Here is an 18,925-nt window from a genome sequence, read left to right on the forward strand (position 1 = left end):
GGTGCACATGGCGCGTGGCGAAGGATCCGGTGCGGAGAAGTGGCGAGGGACAGAGGCGAGAACATGCACGGCAGGCGCATCGGCAGCAGGTCCGCTACGGCTCGGCAGACGAGCGGCGGACGTGACGAGAGGCAGGCGGCGCCCAGCCGGTCAAGGGCGCTGAGGTGGAGGTTCCCGTGGGAACTGTGTCTGCTGCTCGCGGCCATCGGCATTGTCACGGCCACCGCGTTGCGGCCTGCTTTGGACGGGCCGCCGCAGCCCGCCAGCGGCCACGCGGGGCGAACCTCAGGTCATGACACGGGCGGGCCGGCAGATGCTGCTCCTCCATTGCCCGCTTCCCGCCCCCTGCGAGTGAAGATCCCCGCCATTCGCGTCGATGCGCCGCTGACCAACCTCGTCATCCAAAACGACGGGCGTCTGGCCGCCCCGCCCAAGGACGACGCAAATCTCGCCGGCTGGTGGGCTGACGGGCCCTCCCCTGGCACTCGCGGCACGGCCATCGTCGCCGGACACGTCGACACCTCCACCGGACCTGCCGTCTTCTACGACCTTGGCGCCCTCAAGAAGGGCATGGCCATCAACGTCACCCGTGACGACGCCCGCACCGCACACTTCACCATCGACAGCATCGATGTCTACGACGCCGATCACTTCCCCGACGACAAGGTCTATGCCGACACCGGTCGCGCCGAACTGCGCCTGATCACCTGCGGCGGCGGTTTCGACGAACAACGTCAGCAGTACGAGGGCAACGTCGTCGTCACCGCCCACCTCACCCGCGCATGACGGCCAGCCGACGCACGACGACCAGGCCGTCACCAGGAAGCGGCCACCTGTTCAGATCGGGGGCCGGGAAACCCGTCGGACGACCCGACACGCACTGAGCGATCCGGGGGCCGGGGGTCAAAGAGCAGGCTGTGGCACCTACTCCACCGGCAACGCGAGCAGTTTGATCTCAGGCATCTTGATCCCAGGCGCCTCGCTCACAGAACTTCCGTACTTCGCCACGAGAGACGTGATCTCTTTGAGATAGGGGAGGCTGCCTACGCTTGAATCTTTGAGCAGCGATGGCTGAAGGCGCCGGGGAAGACCTCTTCGTACGGCCTTCAAGCATGCGATGGAGGACGCGACCGGCACGTACGTCTCGAACGGGGCGTTCATCGCGGCGGCACTCCTGCATGTCCCGGCTGGCCTGAAGGTCAAGCTGGGCGACCGACCTCATCGTCCGCGCTCACCCCCACCTCAAGGCCCCCATCGTCCTCATCTGGGACAGCCGCAACACGCAACGGGCCGCCGGAATGCTCCAGTACGCCGCCGAACACGACTGGCTCACCATCATCCACCTGCCGCCCTACGCACCGGAGTTGAACTCGGTGGAAGGCATCTGGTCGCTACTGCGGCGCGGACCGCTGGCCAACGTCGCCTTCACCGAAGACGACCACCTCGAACGCACCCTCCGCGCGGCCTGCGGCACATTCAGCACCGCCCCGACCTGATCGACGGCTGCCTCACCGGCACCAGACTCGAGAGCACCCACCATCCGGCAACATCCCGAGAAGGTCAGTAATCGTGTTGACCGCCACCGTCAGGCGGTGCTGGAGTCCCGCATGTGGACAGCATCCCCGCCAACCGGCGCCTCTGGAACCAGATCAGCAGTGCCTATCAGCACGAACACGATCCGCAAATTGGTGCCACACCCCGGCTGTGGGGCATGTACTCCATTCCCGACACGCGCCTGGACGCCTTGGGCGACGTCACCGGCAAGCGCGTCCTCGAACTCGGCTGCGGCGCCGGCCAGTGGTCCAGGGCGCTCGCCGCCGAGGGCGCCACCGTGGTCGGGATCGACCTGTCCGAAGCCCAACTCGCCGCAGCGGCTCGCGCGATGGGCGCGGCCCGCTACCCGCTCGTGCAAGGCGCCGCCGAACAACTCCCCTTCGCCGCCGACAGCTTCGATCTGGTGTTCTGCGACTTCGGTGGGATGAGCTGGGCGCCCCCGCACCTGGCCGTCCCGCAGGCCGCACGCGTCTTGGTCCGAGGCGGGCGCCTGGTGTTCAACGTCGCCAGCCCATGGTTCGAAGCTTGCTACGACGAAGCCGCCAGCCGCGTGACCACGACGCTGCAGAAGGACTATTTCGGGCTGAACACCATCGCCGAAGACCACGGCGCGCGCAGCTATCAGCTCACCTACGGCGACTGGGTCAGGGTCCTGCGCGGGGCGGGTCTGATCATCGACGACCTCATCGAGCCGCGGCCCGAACCTGGAACACCCAACGGCTACAACGAAACCAACCCATCCGACTGGGCTCACCGCTGGCCGGCGGAACTGCTCTGGGTAACCCGCAAACCGTAAGTTCCGCCGCGCCCAGACGTTAAGGCATCCCCTCGCCGGATAGGCCTAGTAGTACTGCGTTGAGGTTCTTGTTCTGGTTCTGCTGGTTTTGACGGGGCGGCCACAGGGGGCGCAGGGACCGCCAGGCACGGGCGCCCACGGTGGAAGCCGGAACCGGCTGGCCCGTCGCGACCACCAGCCGTGTCGGCGCCCACGATGACCTGCACGTTGACGGAGCACCGGTAGCTGCGGCTGGAGGAGTCGATATGGCGGCCGGTTCGTTTTCCAGAGATCAGGCAAGCAGATCCATCAACCGATCAGCTTGCCGATCAGCGCTCCCGGGCGGGTTCCTTGGCACGCCGGCGTGTGCGTCGTCGAAAGCAAGCAAGAACAGCCAGACGAGGGCGAGGAGGCGGCGGCACTGCATCAACCGAGCTGATTCAGCGGGCGTTAAGTCGACGCATCGCAGCAAGTGCGGCACGTTCAGGGGCTGTTCTACCCAGGTGGCCACGTGTTCGGTGATCTCTGCCAGTTCAAAAGCGCGATCGCTGCGGCCCGAGTACTCGAAGTCGACGACCTGCACGCGGGACCCATCCCACAGGTAGTTCGCCAGGTTGCCGTCCCCTGGGCCGAAGACACTGGGAAGGTCTGGCTGGCCGGCGGTCTCCAGCCCCGAGTGGGCCAGCCAGTCCATGCCGTGGTCCATCGCCCGCCCCACCTGCCCGTTGACCCGAGGCCGGGCCTGGGGAAACCACCCGCGGATGTGGGCCGTCAGCTCTCCTTGATGCCCTGGACGCAGCGCCATCCCGGCCAGAACACGTGCCGGCACAGCCGCATGCATCCTCGTCACCGCCGCCGCCAGCGCCTCGACCTGGTCGTCGTTGAGCAGCAACCCCCGCAGGGGCCTGCCAGCCAGTCTGGACATCACCACGGTGGGCTCTGCCCCGGCAAGATCTGCCTCCCATGGACGTGGAGCCAGCCCTGGCGCGTAGCGAGCAAGCAGCCGGAGCGCACGCCACTCGCGCCTCCCACGCTCGCGATCCTGGCCACGAAAGCGCTTGGTCACGCTGTGGGAGCCCACCACCATCGTGTGGGTGCTCCAGGGATCAGAACTCATGACGCCCGATCCTGCCAGGGCCAACCACCGAAGACCCCCGCTCCCCCGCGCCCGGATCATCCGCATAGGTACGCAACGACCCCGCGAGCGTGCCCAGCACTCCTGATGCAGCACATCTGTCGCTCGCCGATGTCCGCGTAGTCGACGACGCCGAGAATCCTCATTGTCCACGGTCAGGCTGCGGTGGAGCGCGGAGCGATCGTGCATTCGCGATCAGCGCACCTGACTCGCACAAAAAATCGAACATATGCTCTACTGGGGGCATGGTGCACACACAACACTCCCGCGACATCGTGCAGACCCAGCGCGACTGGACCCGCACCTACCTCGCTCTCACCCAGGCCCCCGCCACCAGCAACACCGTCCTGCGCCGACGACTCATCGGCCTGTCGCGTCGCCTTGTCCAAGAGGTGCCGCGGGCCCAGCTGGCCGACCTGCGCCGCCGCACCAAGGACCGATCATGACCCGGCGCTCGTGGGACATCACCGACCGGCAGCAAGCAGTCCTGTCCTACATCCGCGCCCACATCCTCGACCGGGGTGAGGCTCCCAGCGTCCGGGAGATCGGCCGCGCCGTCGGGCTGTCCAGCCCCTCCTCCGTGCTCTACCAGCTGCGCCGCCTCGAACAGGCCGGGGCCGTCGTGCGAGCCAGCGGCACCGGCTGGCGGGACTACCGGCTTCATCCCGATCCCCTATCTGACCGTCATCGCAGCCCTTGCCATGCGCGGTTGAGATACCGCCCGGCAACCTCGTTCACCAAAAGGGATCAGCAGGTTCCAACCTTGGCCAGCGGTCCGCGCCGCAGTAGCGTGCTTGTGGTGCCGGCGCGGCCGGTAGATCAGCCGGGAGGGCTCGCCGGGCCGGTAGCAGCATAGGGTGGCGATCGAGTAGCGGCGCCAGGACCGGCCACGCCCCCGCACCGGCGGCGCGTTTCCGCGCCGGCCCAGGTGCGGGCCCGAGACGGGGTCATCCCGTACCCCGCCTCGTCCTCGAAAACGAGAAAGGCCCCGAGCGCGGCTGCGGTCATTCCGCCTGCGGCCACACGTCCTTGTTCCACAACTCCACGACGTACTCGGCGCGTTAAAGTGCCCGCGGGCAGGCGACTGCCGGAACCAGGACCAGCCGTAGCGGTGCAGCAGCAGCCAGGCCGCCGCCGGTGAGACGTCCAGTCCGAACTTGCAGAAGATCAGTGCCCGACTCTCGCCAGGGTCCAGCGCTGGTCCTCCTAACCGTGCACGGCCGGGCCTCTGGCCAGCTCCTTCCCACTCGGCGAACCGGTCGTCGGTCAGCTTGGGCAGTTTCGGCGATCCGGCCGAGGCGAAGGCGGTCGTGCCGCCCTCGCGCCAGGCTCGCCGCCATCGCTCCACCGACCGCTCACTCACCCGCAGATCCTTCGCGATCACCGCGTTTCCCTCGCCCCGCGCGAACCGCTCCCCTGTATCGAACGGGATCCGTTCCCCGAACTGCCGTCGCTCGGCGGTCAGTCCGTCGCCCTGCGCGTACCGCGTACCACCGGCCTGCCTCAGGGATCACCACACGTCACCCTCTCCGACAACATTCCGAAGAGATCAGCAGGTCCTCACGCCCCGCGATGATCTGGGCCTTGAGCCGGTCACCTTCAGCGACCGCGTCCGGCAAGGGAGCGAAGAAGTCCTCCCAGAGACCGGGCCGCTGCCGCTCTCGGAGCGCCAGAGCCATCCTGCTGCCGGCGGGATTTAGCTCTCCCGCCGGTACGCGCCAGGTGCCATCCCGTACGTGCGTTTGAAGGCGCTGGCGAAGGCGAACTCGGATGTGTAGCCGATCTGGGTGGCGATGGACCTCAACGGTGCATCCGATTCGCGTAGCAGGCGCGCTGCCGTGGTCATCCGCCACCAGGTCAGGTAGCCGAGGGGCGGTTGGCCGACCAGCATCGCGAAGCGTCTGGCGAAAGGTGCCCGGGAGAGCCCCGCTTCCGCAGCGAGCTTCGCCACGGTCCACGGTGCTGCCGGGTCTCGGTGGATGGCATGGAGGGCAGCGGTGACGGGCGGGTCGTTCAGCGCGGCGGCCCATCCGGTGGTGGCACCTCGGGCGGGTTGTTCGGTGAACCAGATGCGCAGAACGGACAGCAAAAGTGTGTCCAGGAGCGCAGGGACGGCGGCGTCCATGCCCAGGCACGGGGCCTCCAGCTCGGCGGCCAGTAGCTCCACGGCTGAGCGCAGCGCAGGATGACGGCCCGCTTGTGCCGGCAAGTGGATCAGATCCGGGAGGGTCAGCAACAGCGGGTGCGTGCGGGACGGGTCAAGTTGGTAGGCCCCGCACAGCAGTACGGTCGCAGGGCCGCCGTCCCCGCTCCGGTCGACACTGACCGAGGCGTAGGCGTCGGACAGCTGATGGTCCTCGGGGCCGCAGCCAGGGGCTGTCACGAGGGTTTCGGGACCGTCGGCCAGGGTGTGTCCGCTGCCGTGGGGAAGGAACACCACGTCTCCCGTGCCCAGTTGGATGACCTCCGCGTCCGGGGTCAGTAGCCAGCAGGAACCCTGCAGGACCACCTGGAAGCCCGCCGACCCGGGGACGGAGGCGAACTCCTGGCCCCACGGAGCATGCCAACGCACATGCGCCGACCGAGGACGGCCCGTCCGCGTCACCGCGACCACGTCGCTCAGTACATCCATGCGCTGAGAGTACGGGTGCGAGACGCACGCGTATGAACGGGCCACTTTGGCGCATGGATCGGCTCCCCACGCGGTCGTAAATTCGCGATATGACAACGATGAAGGCCGCGCGTATCCATGAGTACGGCGTTGCATCCGTGATCCGCTACGACGACGTTCCGCAACCACGGCCTGCCTTCGGTGAAGTACTCATCCGTGTCGCCGCGACCTCGTTCAATCCCACCGAGGCCGCGCTGCGCGCCGGACTGCTGCAGGCGTACTTCCCCGTGGACCTGCCCTACACGCTCGGCTGGGACGTCGCCGGCACTGTGGCCGACATCGGCGCGGGAGCGGAGGGCTTCGCCATAGGCGACCGCGTGATCGGGCGGCTCGACAGCGGAGGGGCTGCGGAGTACGTACGTGGGCCCACTGCCGTGCTGGCCACGGTGCCCGCTTCCATCCCTCTCACGCACGCCGCGGCACTTCCCGTGGCCGGTCTGACGGCGTGGCAGGCGGTTTTCGAGCACGGCAAGGTGACGGCCGGTCAACGGGTCCTGGTCAACGGTGCGGGTGGCGGAGTCGGAGGCTTCGTGACGCAGCTTGCCAAGCACGCGGGCGCGCAGGTGATTGCCACGGCCGGCGCTCGAAGCACCGAGGCGGTCCTGCAGCAGGGTGCGGACCAAGTAATCGACTACACCGCCGGGCCGGTGGGCGTCGCGGTCGACGGCCTGGTGGACACACTGTTGAATCTGGTCCCGCTGAGCCCGCCGGATGCCGCAGCTCTGGCGCCCCTGGCGCGGCCGGGCGGGCGGATCGTCTCGATCGCAACCCCGATCGAGCCGGCTGCCGACGCCGGGGTGAGCACGATGCACATGGTCGCCCGCAACGATGTCGCACACCTGGCAGCGCTTGTGGACCTCGTTCACGCGGGCAAGGTCAGCATCGACATCAGCGAGTCACGTCCACTGGCCGACCTTGCCGACGTCCACCGCCTCAGCGAAGCCGGTCGGACCCGGGGCAAGGTCATCATCAGACCTTGAGCCCCGCGGTTGGACCCTGCTACTGGCTCCCGCGACCCAATCCAGCTGAGCACGTTCCCGTGTACCTGGCTGACGACCACTGCCGGTAGTGGCCCCCGCTGGGCGGGGAAACGACCTGGTTGTATCTGCGCAGCCTGGCCGCGGGCTGGGGCTTGCCGCAGCGGGAGCTGCTGGGCTGGTGGCAGCAGACCAACCAGCGCCCCGACTAACGCAGTGAGGACCAGCCGACGGCTGACGTTCTCCTGACCGGGTCGGGCAGGAGGTGCTGGCGCAGATCAGCGGCGTGCCCACCGGAGAGCTGGCGCGGGCTGCCGTCCTTCCGGCTGAGGGCGGCCGCCCTGGACCGGCTCGCCGCCGGGGTCCTGGGCGAACTCGACGACGAGTGGCAGGTCTTCGACCGCCGCTACCTCTCCGAAGCCCCCTGGCCGAACTCCTACGTCGGCGAGAGTGCGGATCTTATGACTCTCGGTGTCTACCGGCATTACAAAAGTAGATCTCAGCTGAAGGCGATGGCTGCGCCGGTCGAGACCGAGAGCTTCGCGGCGCGGAGGAGCTGGAGACACACGTAGGATTCGACGCGGTAGCGTTGCCATCCCTCGGCGGCCGGATCCTCAGAAGAGCCCAGGTAGCCACCCCGGGCCTTCTTGTCGACGATGACGTGGGCGAAGTCGACGGGGACGTAGTAGCCCTCGCAGTCCGAATGATGGACCAGGTGGTCGAACGGTCCAGGAGGATCACTCGGGAAAGCCTCGTACATCTTGCTCAGGAGCGGGTCGTCGGTGGCCCGCCGGGTCCTGTCGAGCGGTTCGGGCAGGCGCTCGTCCGCTGCAAGGTGGACGGCGAGACGGCGAACGGTGTGCAAGCCCGAGTAGCCCCACGCCTCGAACTCCGCACCCTCCTCATCATCCAGGTCGGGCTCAGTCCACTGCCGCGCTCCAGCGCGCTCCAGCAGCTCGCCGATCGCGAGGAAGTCAGCGCGGACCATCTCGATGTAGTCGTCGTCCTCGGCATCGACGAGGGCACCAACGACTATGTTCACTCCCATGACCCGATCTTGCCATCGGTGATCGGAGTACCACATCTTGCCCTGCTGTCGAGGCACGCCGCCCGGCCGTAGCCCGCGGCCTCCGGCTGACCGTCGCCGCGCAGCGGGCTGAAGTCGACGTCCGGGTGCGGTTCGTACGCCTCGGGTTGGATGCCGAGTTCGTGGGTGGAGTACTCGCCGAGCGCGGATGTGCTCGGTGAGATGTGAGCGGTCCGCGGGGTCGACGATGTAGCCCCTCCTTCTGGAGTCGGCGGACCGTCTCGGCGATGTCGAGGGTGTTGTGGAAGGTCACCGCGTTCGTGAGCAGGGCGTTGAATTTCGCGCTTTTTTTGCCGCCGTGGGACTGGTGGGCTCGCGTCTGCCGTGTCGCGTATTCGTCAGCGGCGGTGTGTTCACGTCCTGAGATTGTCAAGGAGAGTGACACTCGGGAGTTTCGCCCTCCGCTGCTTGACCTCGCCTCGTGATTGCGAGCTTCCACTTACTCCAGGTAGAGAGCTGCCAAGCTGGTCAGTCAGCGGGTGATTTCGCTGTGGTCGTCGAAATCGAAGTTCCAGGTGGGGTTCAGCTCCGGGTATCGGATGGTGAACGCATCATCAGGGAGTTGTTTGCCGGTTGCCATGATGTGCGCGTCCCAGACAAGACTCAGCGCCTCCTCACACTCGAGATCGAGTCCATCAGCCGCTGAAGTTCTCACGATGGGTAGTTCTGCCAGGGCATGGGGGTCGGCAACTATGCGCTCGAAGACCTCGCGTCCCTGCGCAATCAACCAGCGGCAGCCGGTTCGGGCGTCCTGCGGGCCAACACGAGGAGCGCCGCCGCCGTGGCGCAGGTGATGGCCGGCGCCGCCAGTGCCACCCACAACGGCAGTACCGATAGTCCGATGCCGCTGGCCGCGAAGCCGGCGCCGCCGAGACTGTAGAGCCAGCCAAACCCCTCCGAACGACGGTTCTTTGGAATGACCTTCTCCACGGCGTAGGACCGGATCGCATTCAGCGGCGCCGTACAAAAGCCGACCAGGGCAACGACGAGCGTCATCGCAATCCAGCTGCTCACCTGCCCGATCAGGACGGCCGCCACGGCAACGACGCAGATCAGGACGCCGGCCCGCAGGGCCGAGCTGCCGGGGAGCCGGGCTGCCAGTGCCGCGTATCCAAGGCCCGACAGCGCACTGCTGCCGGCCAGGATCGCGATGATCGTGCCGCCGCCGAACGCACCGGCTCCCAGGGTCTCGGCCAGCGGCAGCGCTGCCGTCTCGATCGCGCCCAAGGTGTGGCTGAAGGCGACGCCCACCATCAGCCAGGCGATGAACTCCAGGGTCCACAGGCGCTGTGGAGGTGCCGACGCGGTTCTGGCGTCGGCACCCTGGGCATCCGGCTCCTTCGCAGGGCGGATCACCCCCTTGGCGAAGGCCAGCAGCAGGGCCAGCACCACAGAGCCTGCCGCCATGACCACCACCCCGCCGGTCCAGCCGACGAGGTAGATCGCCACGCCCGCGATGAGCGGAGCGCCCACCACGAGCAACTCCATGACGGTGGCGTTCACCGCGAGAGCCCGCTCGAGCAGACGTTCAGGTACGGCACTGTTGAGCAGACTGCGGGTCAGCCCGGTGAGCCCGGCCAGCCCGACTCCGGCGACGACGCAGAACGCACAAAGCACTACCAACGAGGCTCCGAGCGCAGCTCCCGCGGCAATGGCGCCCAGCCCCAGGGAGGTGAGGAGCGCGGACAGGACGGGGACAAGGCGGCCGCTGGTGCCGTCGATGAGCTTGCCGGCCAGCCCCGAGCACACGACGTCCGCGAGAACGAGGGAGGCCACCATGACCCCGGTGTCCTCGGCTCGCCCGGTCGCCACGGTGGTGAGGCCCGCAAAGGCGATGGAGGCCATCAGGATCGGGGCGTTGACGAGCTGGCCGATGATGGTCCAGACCCAGTAGGGCCGGTGGGTCAGGAGTTCTCGGAGCGGCCGCTCGGTAGGTGCGGCGCCGGTGTCCTTGGCGTCGGTGCGAGTGGTCACGTCGTGTGGGTCTCCTTGTGCTCTCGAATGCGAAGAGCGAGTCGGCGCAGCCCTTCTGCCAGCAGGTCGGCGGCGTCTCCGGATCCACTCCGATCCGGTCCGGGTGCTGGAAGCAGCCACCGGGCACTACGAGGACCCCGTCCCGCGCCTCCAGCTCATGGCAGAACGCCGTGGTGGCGTCGATTACGACGAGGCGGGGGAAGGCGGTGACACCGTCGCGCGGCTTCGGCAGGTCGACCAGGTCTTGATGCGCGGCAGCCCAGTGCAGAAAGTCGCTGGCCTCGGACACCCTGGCCTCCGCTTCACGCAGATCGGTCCCGCAGACTTCGGAGCACAGGGCGTATTGGCCCGCATTCGTGCGGATCACGTCGCTCTTGCCAGCGTCCAGGTAGCCGCGCAGGTTTGTGCATGATGATCGAGTTCTGACTGGTGGCGGTGGCCGGAAGGTCTTCCCTCCCTTACCGCGCGCAGGACCTTCTGCGTGCTGATGCGATGCCCCACGGTCCGCGCCAGCAGGGCCAGAGCCGTTGATTCACGCGGCTTCGTCAGCGGTACGTCGACACCGTCCAACTTCATGGCTGGCGGGCCCAGTAGCTCGATCCGACGGTTCCTCACTCACCCTCCCCCAGAAGTCCGAAACACGGAAACCTATTTCCGCGCCACGGAAGCCAACATCAGAACAGACCGAACGTCAACGATCCTTGCCGGACCGAATTGAGCCCCCGGGTGCGGCACCGAAACGTGCCCCGCGCTTCACCGTGCCCCTGCCCTGCACCCTCTCGGCTCGGTGGCTCCGCAAGGTCGGGCCCTGGGACAACCTCGATGCGGCAGGACGCGTGACTGACACCGCAGCCTGGGGAAAAGGAGGCTACGAGCAGGTCATCACACGCTGGACCGTGCGTGTGCCTGCTGGCCTCCAGACAGGACTGCCCGGCCCGGCCGACGCCGGGCGCGGGGCAGCGGCTCGTCGCTCAGCGGCGTCCGGGGCACCGCTCCCACGCCATCGCTGCGGCGAGGAGCGCCGAGCACATGATCCGCGCGGCGACGGGCAGCGGACTTCACGCGGGGCTGGTGGCAGGGGTGCGGGCGAAGAGCAGTCCGGGGCGGCGACCCGGTGTTCCAGTTGCGGACTGATGGCATGGTCTTCTCTCCCGGTGTGCCGCGCGCAGCGCGGTGGGGCAAACTCGGGTATAGGGACCTGCCCAGCGGATCACTGCGAGGCCCGCATGCTCGATGTGCCGTTCTGGCTCTGGGGAGCGTTCGCCATCACGGTGGTCGTGTCGCTCACCATCGACCTGCTGGCCCACCGCCACGAGCACGTCATCGGGTTCAAAGAAGCAGCCGCGTGGAGCGGGCTATGGGTCGGCCTGGCCATGGTCTTCGGGGTGGTTGTCTTCCTCGTTCTTGGCTCGACGGCCGGCACGGAGTACACCACGGCCTGGCTGCTGGAGAAGAGCCTGTCCGTCGACAACCTCTTCGTCTTCGCTCTGATCTTCGCGTACTTCAAGGTGCCCCGCGCCTACCAGCACCGCGTTTTGTTCTTCGGCGTCATCGGGGCCCTGGCCTTCCGCGGCCTCTTCCTCGCCGCCGGTGTCGCCGTGGTCAGCCGCTTCACCGCCGTCCTGTTCGTTTTCGCCGCCATCCTCTTCTACAGCACCTACAAGATCCTCAAGGGTGAGGAGGAGAGCTTCGATCCGGGCACGAGCTTCGCCGTGCGGCTGCTGCGCAAAGCCATCCCCGTACGCGACGAATACGCGGGCACGAAGTTCTTCGTCAAAGAAGCCGGTAAGCGTGTGGCAACTCCACTGCTGGCCGTTGTCGCAGCCATCGAGGCCGCCGACCTGGTCTTCGCCGTGGACAGCGTGCCCGCCGTACTGGCCGTCAGCGATGATGCCTTCATCGTCTACACCAGCAACGCCTTCGCCATCCTGGGCCTGCGGGCCCTGTACTTCATGCTCTCGGGGCTACTGGACCGCTTCCACTACCTGAGCAAGGGCCTGGCGATCATCCTGGCGTTCATCGGCGTCAAGCTCATCCTGCAGGCATCCCACAAGATCATCAGCCCCGCTGTGCCCGAGATCCCCTCCCCGGTGAGCCTGGCCGTGATCGTCGCGATCCTGGCCGCCTCCGTCATCCTGAGCCTGCGGCGCCCCGCCGACGCCGACGCTGGCGCCACAAACGCCGAAAGCCCTCAAGGCGGACAGGACAACGGGGAGCCGCCGACCGAGACCCCAAGGCCACCGTCTGCCGGCTCCACCCCGCCACCCGAGCCGCCCGAGCCGCCCGAGCCAGGGAATTAGAGCGCCCAGACTCCGCCGCACCACCCGGCACACAACGGCTTCACCGGGGAGAGCGGAGAGCCGCGGAGAATGAGCCCCAGTAGGTAAAAAGTCCAGAAAGACGCCTTAAAGGCTTTTCAAAACTTTACTGCCGCTTTACATTGAAATGTATGACCAGCCCCATGCGTGAGACCCCACCGCGGGCCGACCACGTCTGTCCGGCCTGCCGTCGCCCCGTCCGCAGCCAGATCAAACGGCACAAGACTTGCGGAGTCTTCGTCCCCCTCTGGCGCCCGGGCCCGTGCCACAACCCTGACTGCACCCAATACCAGCCCGAGTACCGCACGCCGAAGACCCGACCACAGACGTGAGGCGGCAGGAGAGGAGGCGAACGCGGCCGACCGCCACTGGCGGTCAAGACCCTGCGTGTGCCCCGCCACAGCGCCACACGCCGCTCCCCCACACGACACAAGATCTCGACCCACATGATCAGCGCAACTGCCGGGCCCTCAGATCGGACACGGCCCCGTCCAGCCCGCACACGGGCGTTCGTTCCCGCCAGCGTTGAAGCGTGACCTGCGTTGTTCCCCGCCCGCCCGACCGACCGCCCGCCCGGGCGGTATGGTCCTAGTGTCAACCGCGAACTCATCTGGATTCAGATCCGCGAACTCAGTCGAGAAACGCATCGGGAGGACGGCATGAGCAACCAGCCGTGGACCATCGACGCGATCGCCCACGCGATCCCCGTTGCCGAGGTCCGGCAGACGTTCCTCCGTCAGGCCAGCCTCACGCCGCTGCCCGACCTCCCCGAAGTTCTGGCCCGTTGGCAACGCTTCGTTGAACGCTGGCGTGACGACGTCACCCCCCGGGTGGACGCCGTCCTCGAATACGCCAAGACGCACGGGGGCGAGATGCCCCCCGAATACGCGGACGACGGCGGTACCGGTGACTTCCTCAACCAGCTGCGCGCGGACACGGCGAAGCGGCAGACTAACGCGGCGTGACCTACGAGCTCATCGTCCCGCCCAGCATCCGGCGCCAGATCGCCGGGCTTCCCGTGGGCGACCAGGCCGAGCTCATCGCGCTGTTCGACCGCCTCCCCGAAGAGCATGAGCAAGTCAGCGATCCCTACGCACTAAACGTGCCAGGCCCCGTCCGCGTGCGCACCGCGGGACTCAGTCGCCTCGTCGTCGTGATTCTCGTCAGCGACACCACCGTGACCATCACCGTCATCGAGATCGTTGACCCCCTCGCCGAGTGACGACACCGCCCCGCAATTCGCCACTCCGGTGCGGGGGTTCAGTGCTGCGTGGCGTCACGCTCACATGTGCTGCTCACCGTCGCCCCCGGCGTGTCATGACAGCAGCATGCACGTGAACAGGCCGCCCTTGAGAGGCTCATAGAGCTCGTTACACGTGGGTCTTCCTGACGAGCGGCCCACGTATGGCGGTCGAGGACGGTCTTCTGCAGCAAGCTGGAGAAGGACTCCATGGCCGCGTTGTCGCCTGCCGCACCCACCCGCCCTATCGAGCCGACCAGTTGGTGGTGGTCGAGCGCCCGGACGAAATTCCCATGACCGGAACTGCGCGCCGGGATCGCCGTGCAGAATGCACCCGCCTGTCCGCGCCGGGCAACAGCGTTACCCAGGGGCTGCGGCCAGGCGGGACTCATCCGCGCGTCGACGGACTAGGCCGCGTATCGAAAGTGGATCTTGGTGATCTGCTCGCCTTACGTCTGAGGTAATCGTCTCGGCGGGCTGATGCTGGCAGGGTTGGTGATCCGTCCGCGTCGGAGGACGCGGACCAGGACGGAGAGGTCAGTCATGTCCATAGCCGCACCGGCCAACACGCGCACTGTGGTTGAGGAGTTGTTGCGCAGGATTGGCGAGGGTAACCCCGAGCGCATCGCCGAGATGTATGCCGAGCAGGGTGATTGGAAGCTCGCCTGGCCGGAGGCCGAGCACGGCCGTACTGCCACGCCGTGGATCCGCCACCGGTCCACCCGGGCCGACGCGGCCGCCCACTATCGCGAGCTTGCCGAATACCACGTGCCGGAGCATGTGGCGACTGCGGTTGAGCGCATCCTTGTCGACGGAAGCGACGCGGTCGTGCTGGGCGAGATCCGTCAGACCGCCCGGCCCACCGGACGTGCCTACAAGGCGCGGTTCGCTCTGCATATCACCGTCGCAGACGGCCTTGTCACCCGGCACCATGTCTACGAGGACAGCCTGGCCGTCGCCCAGGCATTCGAAGCGAAGGGTCAGTGAAAGGCCACCGGTCATTCGCGAAGACGCTGCTCACAGCCACTCGTTGATGGTCGCGACGAGGACGGTCGCCTCGTAGCGGACCGCCAGCTTGTCGAAGCGTGTGGCGACAGCCCGGTGCCTCTTGAGGCGGTTGATTCCGCACTCGACCGCGTGACGCTCACGGTAGTCGGCCGGGTCGAAATAGGGTGGCCGCCCGCCACGAGAGCCAAGCTTCCGGCGGTTGCGCGCCTGGCCGGCCTTGTCAGAGATGGTGCAGCGGATCCCGCGCCGCCGCAGGTAGGCGCGGTTTCTGCGAGAGGCGTACGCCTTGTCGGCCCGCACCCGATCGGGACGGACGCGTGGTCGGCCCGGCCCGGTGCGGGGCACTCGGACCTTCTCCAGCACCGGCTCGAACTGCGGCGAGTCCCCACGCTGCCCGGCCGTCACCACGATCGACATGGGCTTCTGGCCCTGTTCAACGGCCAGGTGCAGCTTGGTGGTAAACCCGCCGCGCGATCTTCCCAGCCCGTGATCACGGGGCCCGGCGAAAATACCGCCCGGTGGTTCCTTCTGCAGGTCGCCCTGCTGGCGCGCCCCGGCCGCATGCTGATGGGCACGGCAGACGGTGGAGTCGACGCTCAGGTCCCACACGATCGCCCCCTCCGCGTCGGCCAGGGACTGGAGCCGGGTGAGGATCCGCTGCCAGGTGCCGTTTCGCTGCCATCGGCGGAACAGGTCGTAAATCCGGCTCCACGGCCCGTACTCAACAGGGACGTCCCGCCATGGAACTCCGGTCCGGAACCGTCTGCCGTCGATCAACTGCCGCCGAGGCCAGACCGGCGGCCGTCCCGCCCTGATGCCCCTCGGCAACAACGGCTCCAGCGTTGCCCACTGCTCGTCCGTGAGATCTCCCCGCCCCATGAACCGTGATCATCACAACTCAAGATCCACTTTCGATACACGGCCTAGCCGACGATCCTCTTGCTGAAGACGTCCTTGAGGGCGCAGAGATACACCAGCCTCCTGCGTCATCGAACACCTCCAGGACCGCGAGAGCGCCCTGATCGTCGATGACGTCGTCTTCCCGAAGACAGCATCCCCTCGGCTGGAGCTGCAGCACCAGTACTCCGGCGCCCTCGGAAGCACCTGGCGCCGCCCGGGGAACATGTCGACAAGAACGTCGAACCCGACCGCGCGCAGACCCGCCAGCAAGGCACCCCGTCGTAGTCACCGTTTCGCCCCCCCCGCTCACGCTGGTGAGCGGGGGGCGCGCACTTACGAAGAGGTCGGTTGACTCAGCGTCTTGTGTGCGTCAGGGCAGGGTCCATTTCTGGTTGGGGTTGGCGTGGCAGGTCCACAGGTGGACGGGTGTTCCGTCGTTCCATGTGCTGCCCGACGCGTCCAGGCACTTGCCGGACTGCGGATTGCGGACCGTACCGTCGGACTGAGACGCCCACTTCTGCGCACCCGTCCCGTTGCACGTCCACAACTGGACCTTCGTACCGTCCGCGCTGTCCCCGCCCGACACATCCAGGCACTTGTTCAACGCCCGCAGCGTGCCGCCCTCCGCCACGGTCCACTTCTGCGCACCGGACCCGTTACACGTCCAGATCTGCACCTTCGTACCGTCACCCGTCTGAGCGCCGTCCACATCCAGACACTTGCCGTTGACGCCCTTCACCTCGCCCGAGCGAGGGACGCCGCCGGAGGTGGTGAAGGAGAACTCGTCGACGTCGAACAGCGAACCGCTTCCTCCCTTGAAGACGAGATGCAAGGCCGTCGATCCGGCCGGCTGGCTGCCGAGCGCGGTCGTCACATCTTGGAAGGTCTCCCAGCCGCCGGTCACCGGCACGGTCGCCGTGCCGAGCACTGTGCCGGTCGGGGATCCGGCCCGTACCTCGATCGTGCCGCCCGCCCCCGCGGAGGAGACCCTGGCGGTGAATTTCGTCGCGTTGTCGAGTGCGTACGGTTTGAAGGAGATCCAGTCGCCGTTGTCGATGTATCCGACTGTCTTGCCGCCGTGCGCGGGCCCGTGCGTGGTCACCTGGACACCGGAGGCGTCGGTGTAGTGCTCGGCCTGCCGGTGGGTGGGCTGCGTGATGTGCTGGTCGTGTGTGGTCAGCGCGGGCTGGTCGTTGGCCCCCTTGTCGGTGTACTCGGCGTCGACGACGCCGAAGATGTTGGCGTTGGGGTCGTGTTCGCCGTCCGCCAGCGTCTGCAGCGTGCCGGTGCATCCGGTGGCCGAGGTCTGCGGGTGGCCGTGGCTGTCGTGCCCGACGATGAAGTTGACCTTCACCTTGGAGCAGTCGATCGTGCCGTCCTCCGGATCGGTCACGGTCACTTTGAACGGGATCGCGGCACCGAAGTCGTAGATGCCTCCGTCCGCGGGCAGGTCCAGCTTGACCGAGGGGGCGGTGTTGCCGACCGTGATGTGCACTGAAGCCGAAGCGGACTTGCCCGTGGTGTCCGTGACCTTCAGCGTGGCCGTGTACTGGCCGTTTGAGGTGTAGGTGTGGGAGGGGTTGGCAGCGGTGGAGGTGTCGCCGTCACCGAAGGTCCAGGCGTAGCTGAGGGCTTCGCCGTCCGGGTCGGAACTGCCGGCCGAGGAGAAGGAAACGGGCAGGGGCGCCTTGCCTGAAGTGACGTCGGCCTTCGCCTGTGCGGTCGGTGCGCGCCCGCCGGTGACGTGCTCGATGCGGTATAGGGCGGAGTTCTCGTCGCCGCTGAAGTAGCCGGTGCCGTAGTCGAGGACGTACAGGGCGCCGTCCGGCCCGAAGGCCATGTCCATGACCTGCGTGCCGCTCCAGCGGAAGGGGTTGATGGACTGCACGACGCCGTCGCCGCCTGACTCGATGCGCTTGATCCAGCGGCGGCCGAACTCACCGGCGAAGTAGTCGCCGTCGTACTCCTGCGGAAACTTCACTTCGGAGGTGGAGGCCGCGTCGTAGCGATAGACCGGGCCGCCCATCGGGGACTCCGAGCCGCCGCCGAACTCCGGTACAGAGGTGCCGTCGTAGGGGATCCAGGCGGGCTGGACGGGGGGTAGGTCGGTGAGGCCGGTGTTGTTCGGTGAATTGTTCTTGGGGGCCGCGCAGTTGAACGTCGAACCCGAGGTGCCGGTGGCGAAGCTGTGGTCGACGTACGCGTCGTTGTCGCCGGTGCAGTACGGCCAGCCGTAATTGCCCGCCTTGGTGATCCGGTTGAACTCCACCTGGCCGGCGGGGCCGCGCGTAGGGCTGGCGCTGCCTGCGTCAGGTCCGTAGTCGCCGAGGTAGACAATTCCTGTTGCCTTGTCGACGCTCATCCGGAAGGGATTGCGAAAGCCCATCGCGTAGATCTCGGGGCGGGTCTTCGCGGCACCGGGCGAGAAGAGATTGCCGCTGGGGATCGAGTAGGACCCATCGGCGTTGACCTTGATGCGCAGGACCTTGCCGCGCAGGTCGTTGGTGTTGCCCGAAGAACGCTGGGCGTCGTAGGCGGGGTTACGGGAGGTGCGCTCGTCGATCGGGGTGAAGCCGTCCGAGGCGAACGGGTTGGTGTCGTCGCCGGTGGACAGGTACAGGTTTCCGGCCGCGTCGAAGTCGAGGTCGCCGCCGACGTGGCAGCAGATGCCGCGGGAAGCGGGTACGTCAAGGATCTTCTTTTCGCTGGCGAGGTCCAGGGTGCCGTCGGCCTTCAGGACGAACCGCGACAGCCGGTTGACCCCGTCGAAGGGGGCGAAGTCGGAGGCCGTGCCGTTGGCCGGGGCCTCCCCGCCCGGCGTGCTGAGTTTGGGCGCGTAGTAGAGGTAGACGTGCCGGTTGGACGAGAATCCGGGGTCCACGGCGACGCCTTGCAGGCCCTCCTCGTCGTGGCTGTAGACGTCCAGCTTTCCCGCGACAGTGGTGGTTCCCACGGCGTTCGTCAGCCGGACGGTGCCATCGCGCGAGGTGTGCAGTACCGAGCGGTTCGGCAGCACCGCCAGCGTCATCGGCTCGCCCGTCTCGGCCACGCCCTTGGCGAGCGTGACCTGCTGGAACTCCGGAGCGGCGAGCGTCTTGTCAGGCCCGCCGGGATCCGCGGGCACAGCGCTGGCCGAGGGGATCGGCAACAGAAAGCCGAAGGTGCACGCAACGGCGGTCAGTAAGACACGGACGCGTCTGTGTCTGAGCGGTCTCCTGCGCACAGAGGTCTCCCAAAGTGGGGTGGGATGGCGGCAGGCCGCACCGGTCTGCCCGAGGTTCACCGG

Annotated in this window: 17 protein-coding genes and 3 pseudogenes; 11 read left to right on the plus strand and 9 right to left on the minus strand. The window is 67.4% G+C overall.

Going from position 1 to position 18,925, the window contains the following annotated elements; all coding sequences use genetic code 11:
• Positions 1-63: 63 nt before the first annotated feature.
• The 3 genes and pseudogenes from ACWD02_RS05950 to ACWD02_RS05960 all read left to right on the plus strand — a co-directional run bounded on the left by ACWD02_RS05950 (position 64) and on the right by ACWD02_RS05960 (position 2,350).
• Entirely contained in the window at positions 64-786 is a 723-nt protein-coding gene (locus ACWD02_RS05950) for a class F sortase (protein ID WP_451205862.1), read from the plus strand.
• A 416-nt stretch (positions 787-1,202) separates the two neighbouring features.
• A pseudogene (locus tag ACWD02_RS05955) lies at positions 1,203-1,567 on the plus strand (transposase); the annotation flags it as partial.
• A 42-nt stretch (positions 1,568-1,609) separates the two neighbouring features.
• Positions 1,610-2,350 (plus strand): class I SAM-dependent methyltransferase, encoded by a 741-nt coding sequence (locus ACWD02_RS05960; RefSeq protein WP_451204909.1) that lies wholly within the window; start codon positions 1,610-1,612, stop codon positions 2,348-2,350.
• 271 nt (positions 2,351-2,621) lie between these two features.
• On the opposite strand, the gene ACWD02_RS05965 is transcribed toward ACWD02_RS05960, so the two are convergent.
• On the minus strand, positions 2,622-3,446 hold the full coding sequence (locus tag ACWD02_RS05965) for a phosphotransferase family protein (RefSeq protein WP_451204911.1): 825 nt from the start codon (positions 3,444-3,446) through the stop codon (positions 2,622-2,624).
• A gap of 263 nt (positions 3,447-3,709) precedes the next feature.
• Between ACWD02_RS05965 and ACWD02_RS05970 the strand changes: the two genes are divergently transcribed.
• Both ACWD02_RS05970 and ACWD02_RS05975 read left to right on the plus strand, forming a co-directional pair.
• Positions 3,710-3,910, plus strand: a complete 201-nt coding sequence (locus tag ACWD02_RS05970; RefSeq protein ID WP_451204913.1) for a hypothetical protein — start codon at positions 3,710-3,712, stop codon at positions 3,908-3,910.
• Positions 3,907-4,320, plus strand: a complete 414-nt coding sequence (locus ACWD02_RS05975) for a LexA family protein (RefSeq protein ID WP_451204914.1) — start codon at positions 3,907-3,909, stop codon at positions 4,318-4,320. Before ACWD02_RS05970 ends, ACWD02_RS05975 begins: the two co-directional genes overlap by 4 nt.
• Here ACWD02_RS05975 and ACWD02_RS05980 read toward each other — a convergent pair.
• Positions 4,219-4,971: pseudogene (locus ACWD02_RS05980) on the minus strand (winged helix-turn-helix domain-containing protein); the annotation flags it as partial. The gene ACWD02_RS05975 and the pseudogene ACWD02_RS05980 sit on opposite strands and share 102 nt — an antisense overlap.
• A gap of 189 nt (positions 4,972-5,160) precedes the next feature.
• Positions 5,161-6,096: an AraC family transcriptional regulator gene (locus ACWD02_RS05985; RefSeq protein WP_451204916.1), complete on the minus strand. Its 936-nt coding sequence runs from the start codon at positions 6,094-6,096 to the stop codon at positions 5,161-5,163.
• 137 nt (positions 6,097-6,233) lie between these two features.
• Between ACWD02_RS05985 and ACWD02_RS05990 the strand changes: the two genes are divergently transcribed.
• Positions 6,234-7,115 (plus strand): NADP-dependent oxidoreductase, encoded by an 882-nt coding sequence (locus ACWD02_RS05990; protein WP_451204918.1) that lies wholly within the window; start codon positions 6,234-6,236, stop codon positions 7,113-7,115.
• Positions 7,116-7,611: 496 nt separating this feature from the next.
• Here the strand turns inward: ACWD02_RS05990 and ACWD02_RS05995 are convergent, their stop codons facing one another.
• From ACWD02_RS05995 to ACWD02_RS06005, 3 genes are all read right to left on the minus strand, one after another.
• On the minus strand, positions 7,612-8,160 hold the full coding sequence (locus ACWD02_RS05995) for a hypothetical protein (RefSeq protein WP_451204920.1): 549 nt from the start codon (positions 8,158-8,160) through the stop codon (positions 7,612-7,614).
• Between the two features lie 511 nt (positions 8,161-8,671).
• The gene (locus tag ACWD02_RS06000) at positions 8,672-8,926 is read right to left on the minus strand and encodes a DUF4240 domain-containing protein (RefSeq protein WP_451204922.1); all 255 of its coding nucleotides are present in this window, start codon (positions 8,924-8,926) and stop codon (positions 8,672-8,674) included.
• A complete protein-coding gene (locus tag ACWD02_RS06005; protein ID WP_451204924.1) occupies positions 8,923-10,173 on the minus strand; it encodes an MFS transporter in 1,251 nt (416 codons plus the stop codon). Before ACWD02_RS06005 ends, ACWD02_RS06000 begins: the two co-directional genes overlap by 4 nt.
• Positions 10,174-10,330: 157 nt before the next feature.
• On the opposite strand from ACWD02_RS06005, the gene ACWD02_RS06010 reads away from it, so the two are divergent.
• The 4 genes from ACWD02_RS06010 to ACWD02_RS06025 all read left to right on the plus strand — a co-directional run bounded on the left by ACWD02_RS06010 (position 10,331) and on the right by ACWD02_RS06025 (position 13,713).
• Complete coding sequence (locus tag ACWD02_RS06010; protein ID WP_451204926.1) at positions 10,331-10,585, plus strand: hypothetical protein; 255 nt, start codon at positions 10,331-10,333, stop codon at positions 10,583-10,585.
• 814 nt (positions 10,586-11,399) lie between these two features.
• Positions 11,400-12,473, plus strand: coding sequence for a TerC family protein (locus ACWD02_RS06015; protein ID WP_451204928.1), 1,074 nt, complete (start codon positions 11,400-11,402; stop codon positions 12,471-12,473).
• 677 nt (positions 12,474-13,150) lie between these two features.
• Entirely contained in the window at positions 13,151-13,456 is a 306-nt protein-coding gene (locus ACWD02_RS06020) for a hypothetical protein (RefSeq protein ID WP_451204930.1), read from the plus strand.
• The gene (locus tag ACWD02_RS06025) at positions 13,453-13,713 is read left to right on the plus strand and encodes a hypothetical protein (protein ID WP_451204932.1); all 261 of its coding nucleotides are present in this window, start codon (positions 13,453-13,455) and stop codon (positions 13,711-13,713) included. The genes ACWD02_RS06020 and ACWD02_RS06025 overlap by 4 nt, the downstream gene beginning before the upstream one ends.
• 161 nt (positions 13,714-13,874) lie before the next feature.
• Here the strand turns inward: ACWD02_RS06025 and ACWD02_RS06030 are convergent.
• Positions 13,875-14,067: pseudogene (locus tag ACWD02_RS06030) on the minus strand (IS3-like element ISAar45 family transposase); the annotation flags it as partial.
• A 207-nt stretch (positions 14,068-14,274) separates the two neighbouring features.
• On the opposite strand from ACWD02_RS06030, the gene ACWD02_RS06035 reads away from it, so the two are divergent.
• Entirely contained in the window at positions 14,275-14,718 is a 444-nt protein-coding gene (locus ACWD02_RS06035) for a nuclear transport factor 2 family protein (protein WP_451204934.1), read from the plus strand.
• A gap of 30 nt (positions 14,719-14,748) precedes the next feature.
• Here ACWD02_RS06035 and ACWD02_RS06040 read toward each other — a convergent pair whose 3' ends face one another.
• Positions 14,749-15,618 carry an IS5 family transposase gene (locus ACWD02_RS06040; RefSeq protein ID WP_451204936.1) on the minus strand — a complete coding sequence of 290 codons (870 nt, stop codon included), beginning with the start codon at positions 15,616-15,618 and terminating at the stop codon, positions 14,749-14,751.
• A 391-nt stretch (positions 15,619-16,009) separates the two neighbouring features.
• Positions 16,010-18,862 (minus strand): PQQ-dependent sugar dehydrogenase, encoded by a 2,853-nt coding sequence (locus ACWD02_RS06045; RefSeq protein WP_451204938.1) that lies wholly within the window; start codon positions 18,860-18,862, stop codon positions 16,010-16,012.
• Positions 18,863-18,925 lie beyond the last annotated feature (63 nt).

Source organism: Streptomyces sp. NPDC002853, assembly GCF_053591915.1.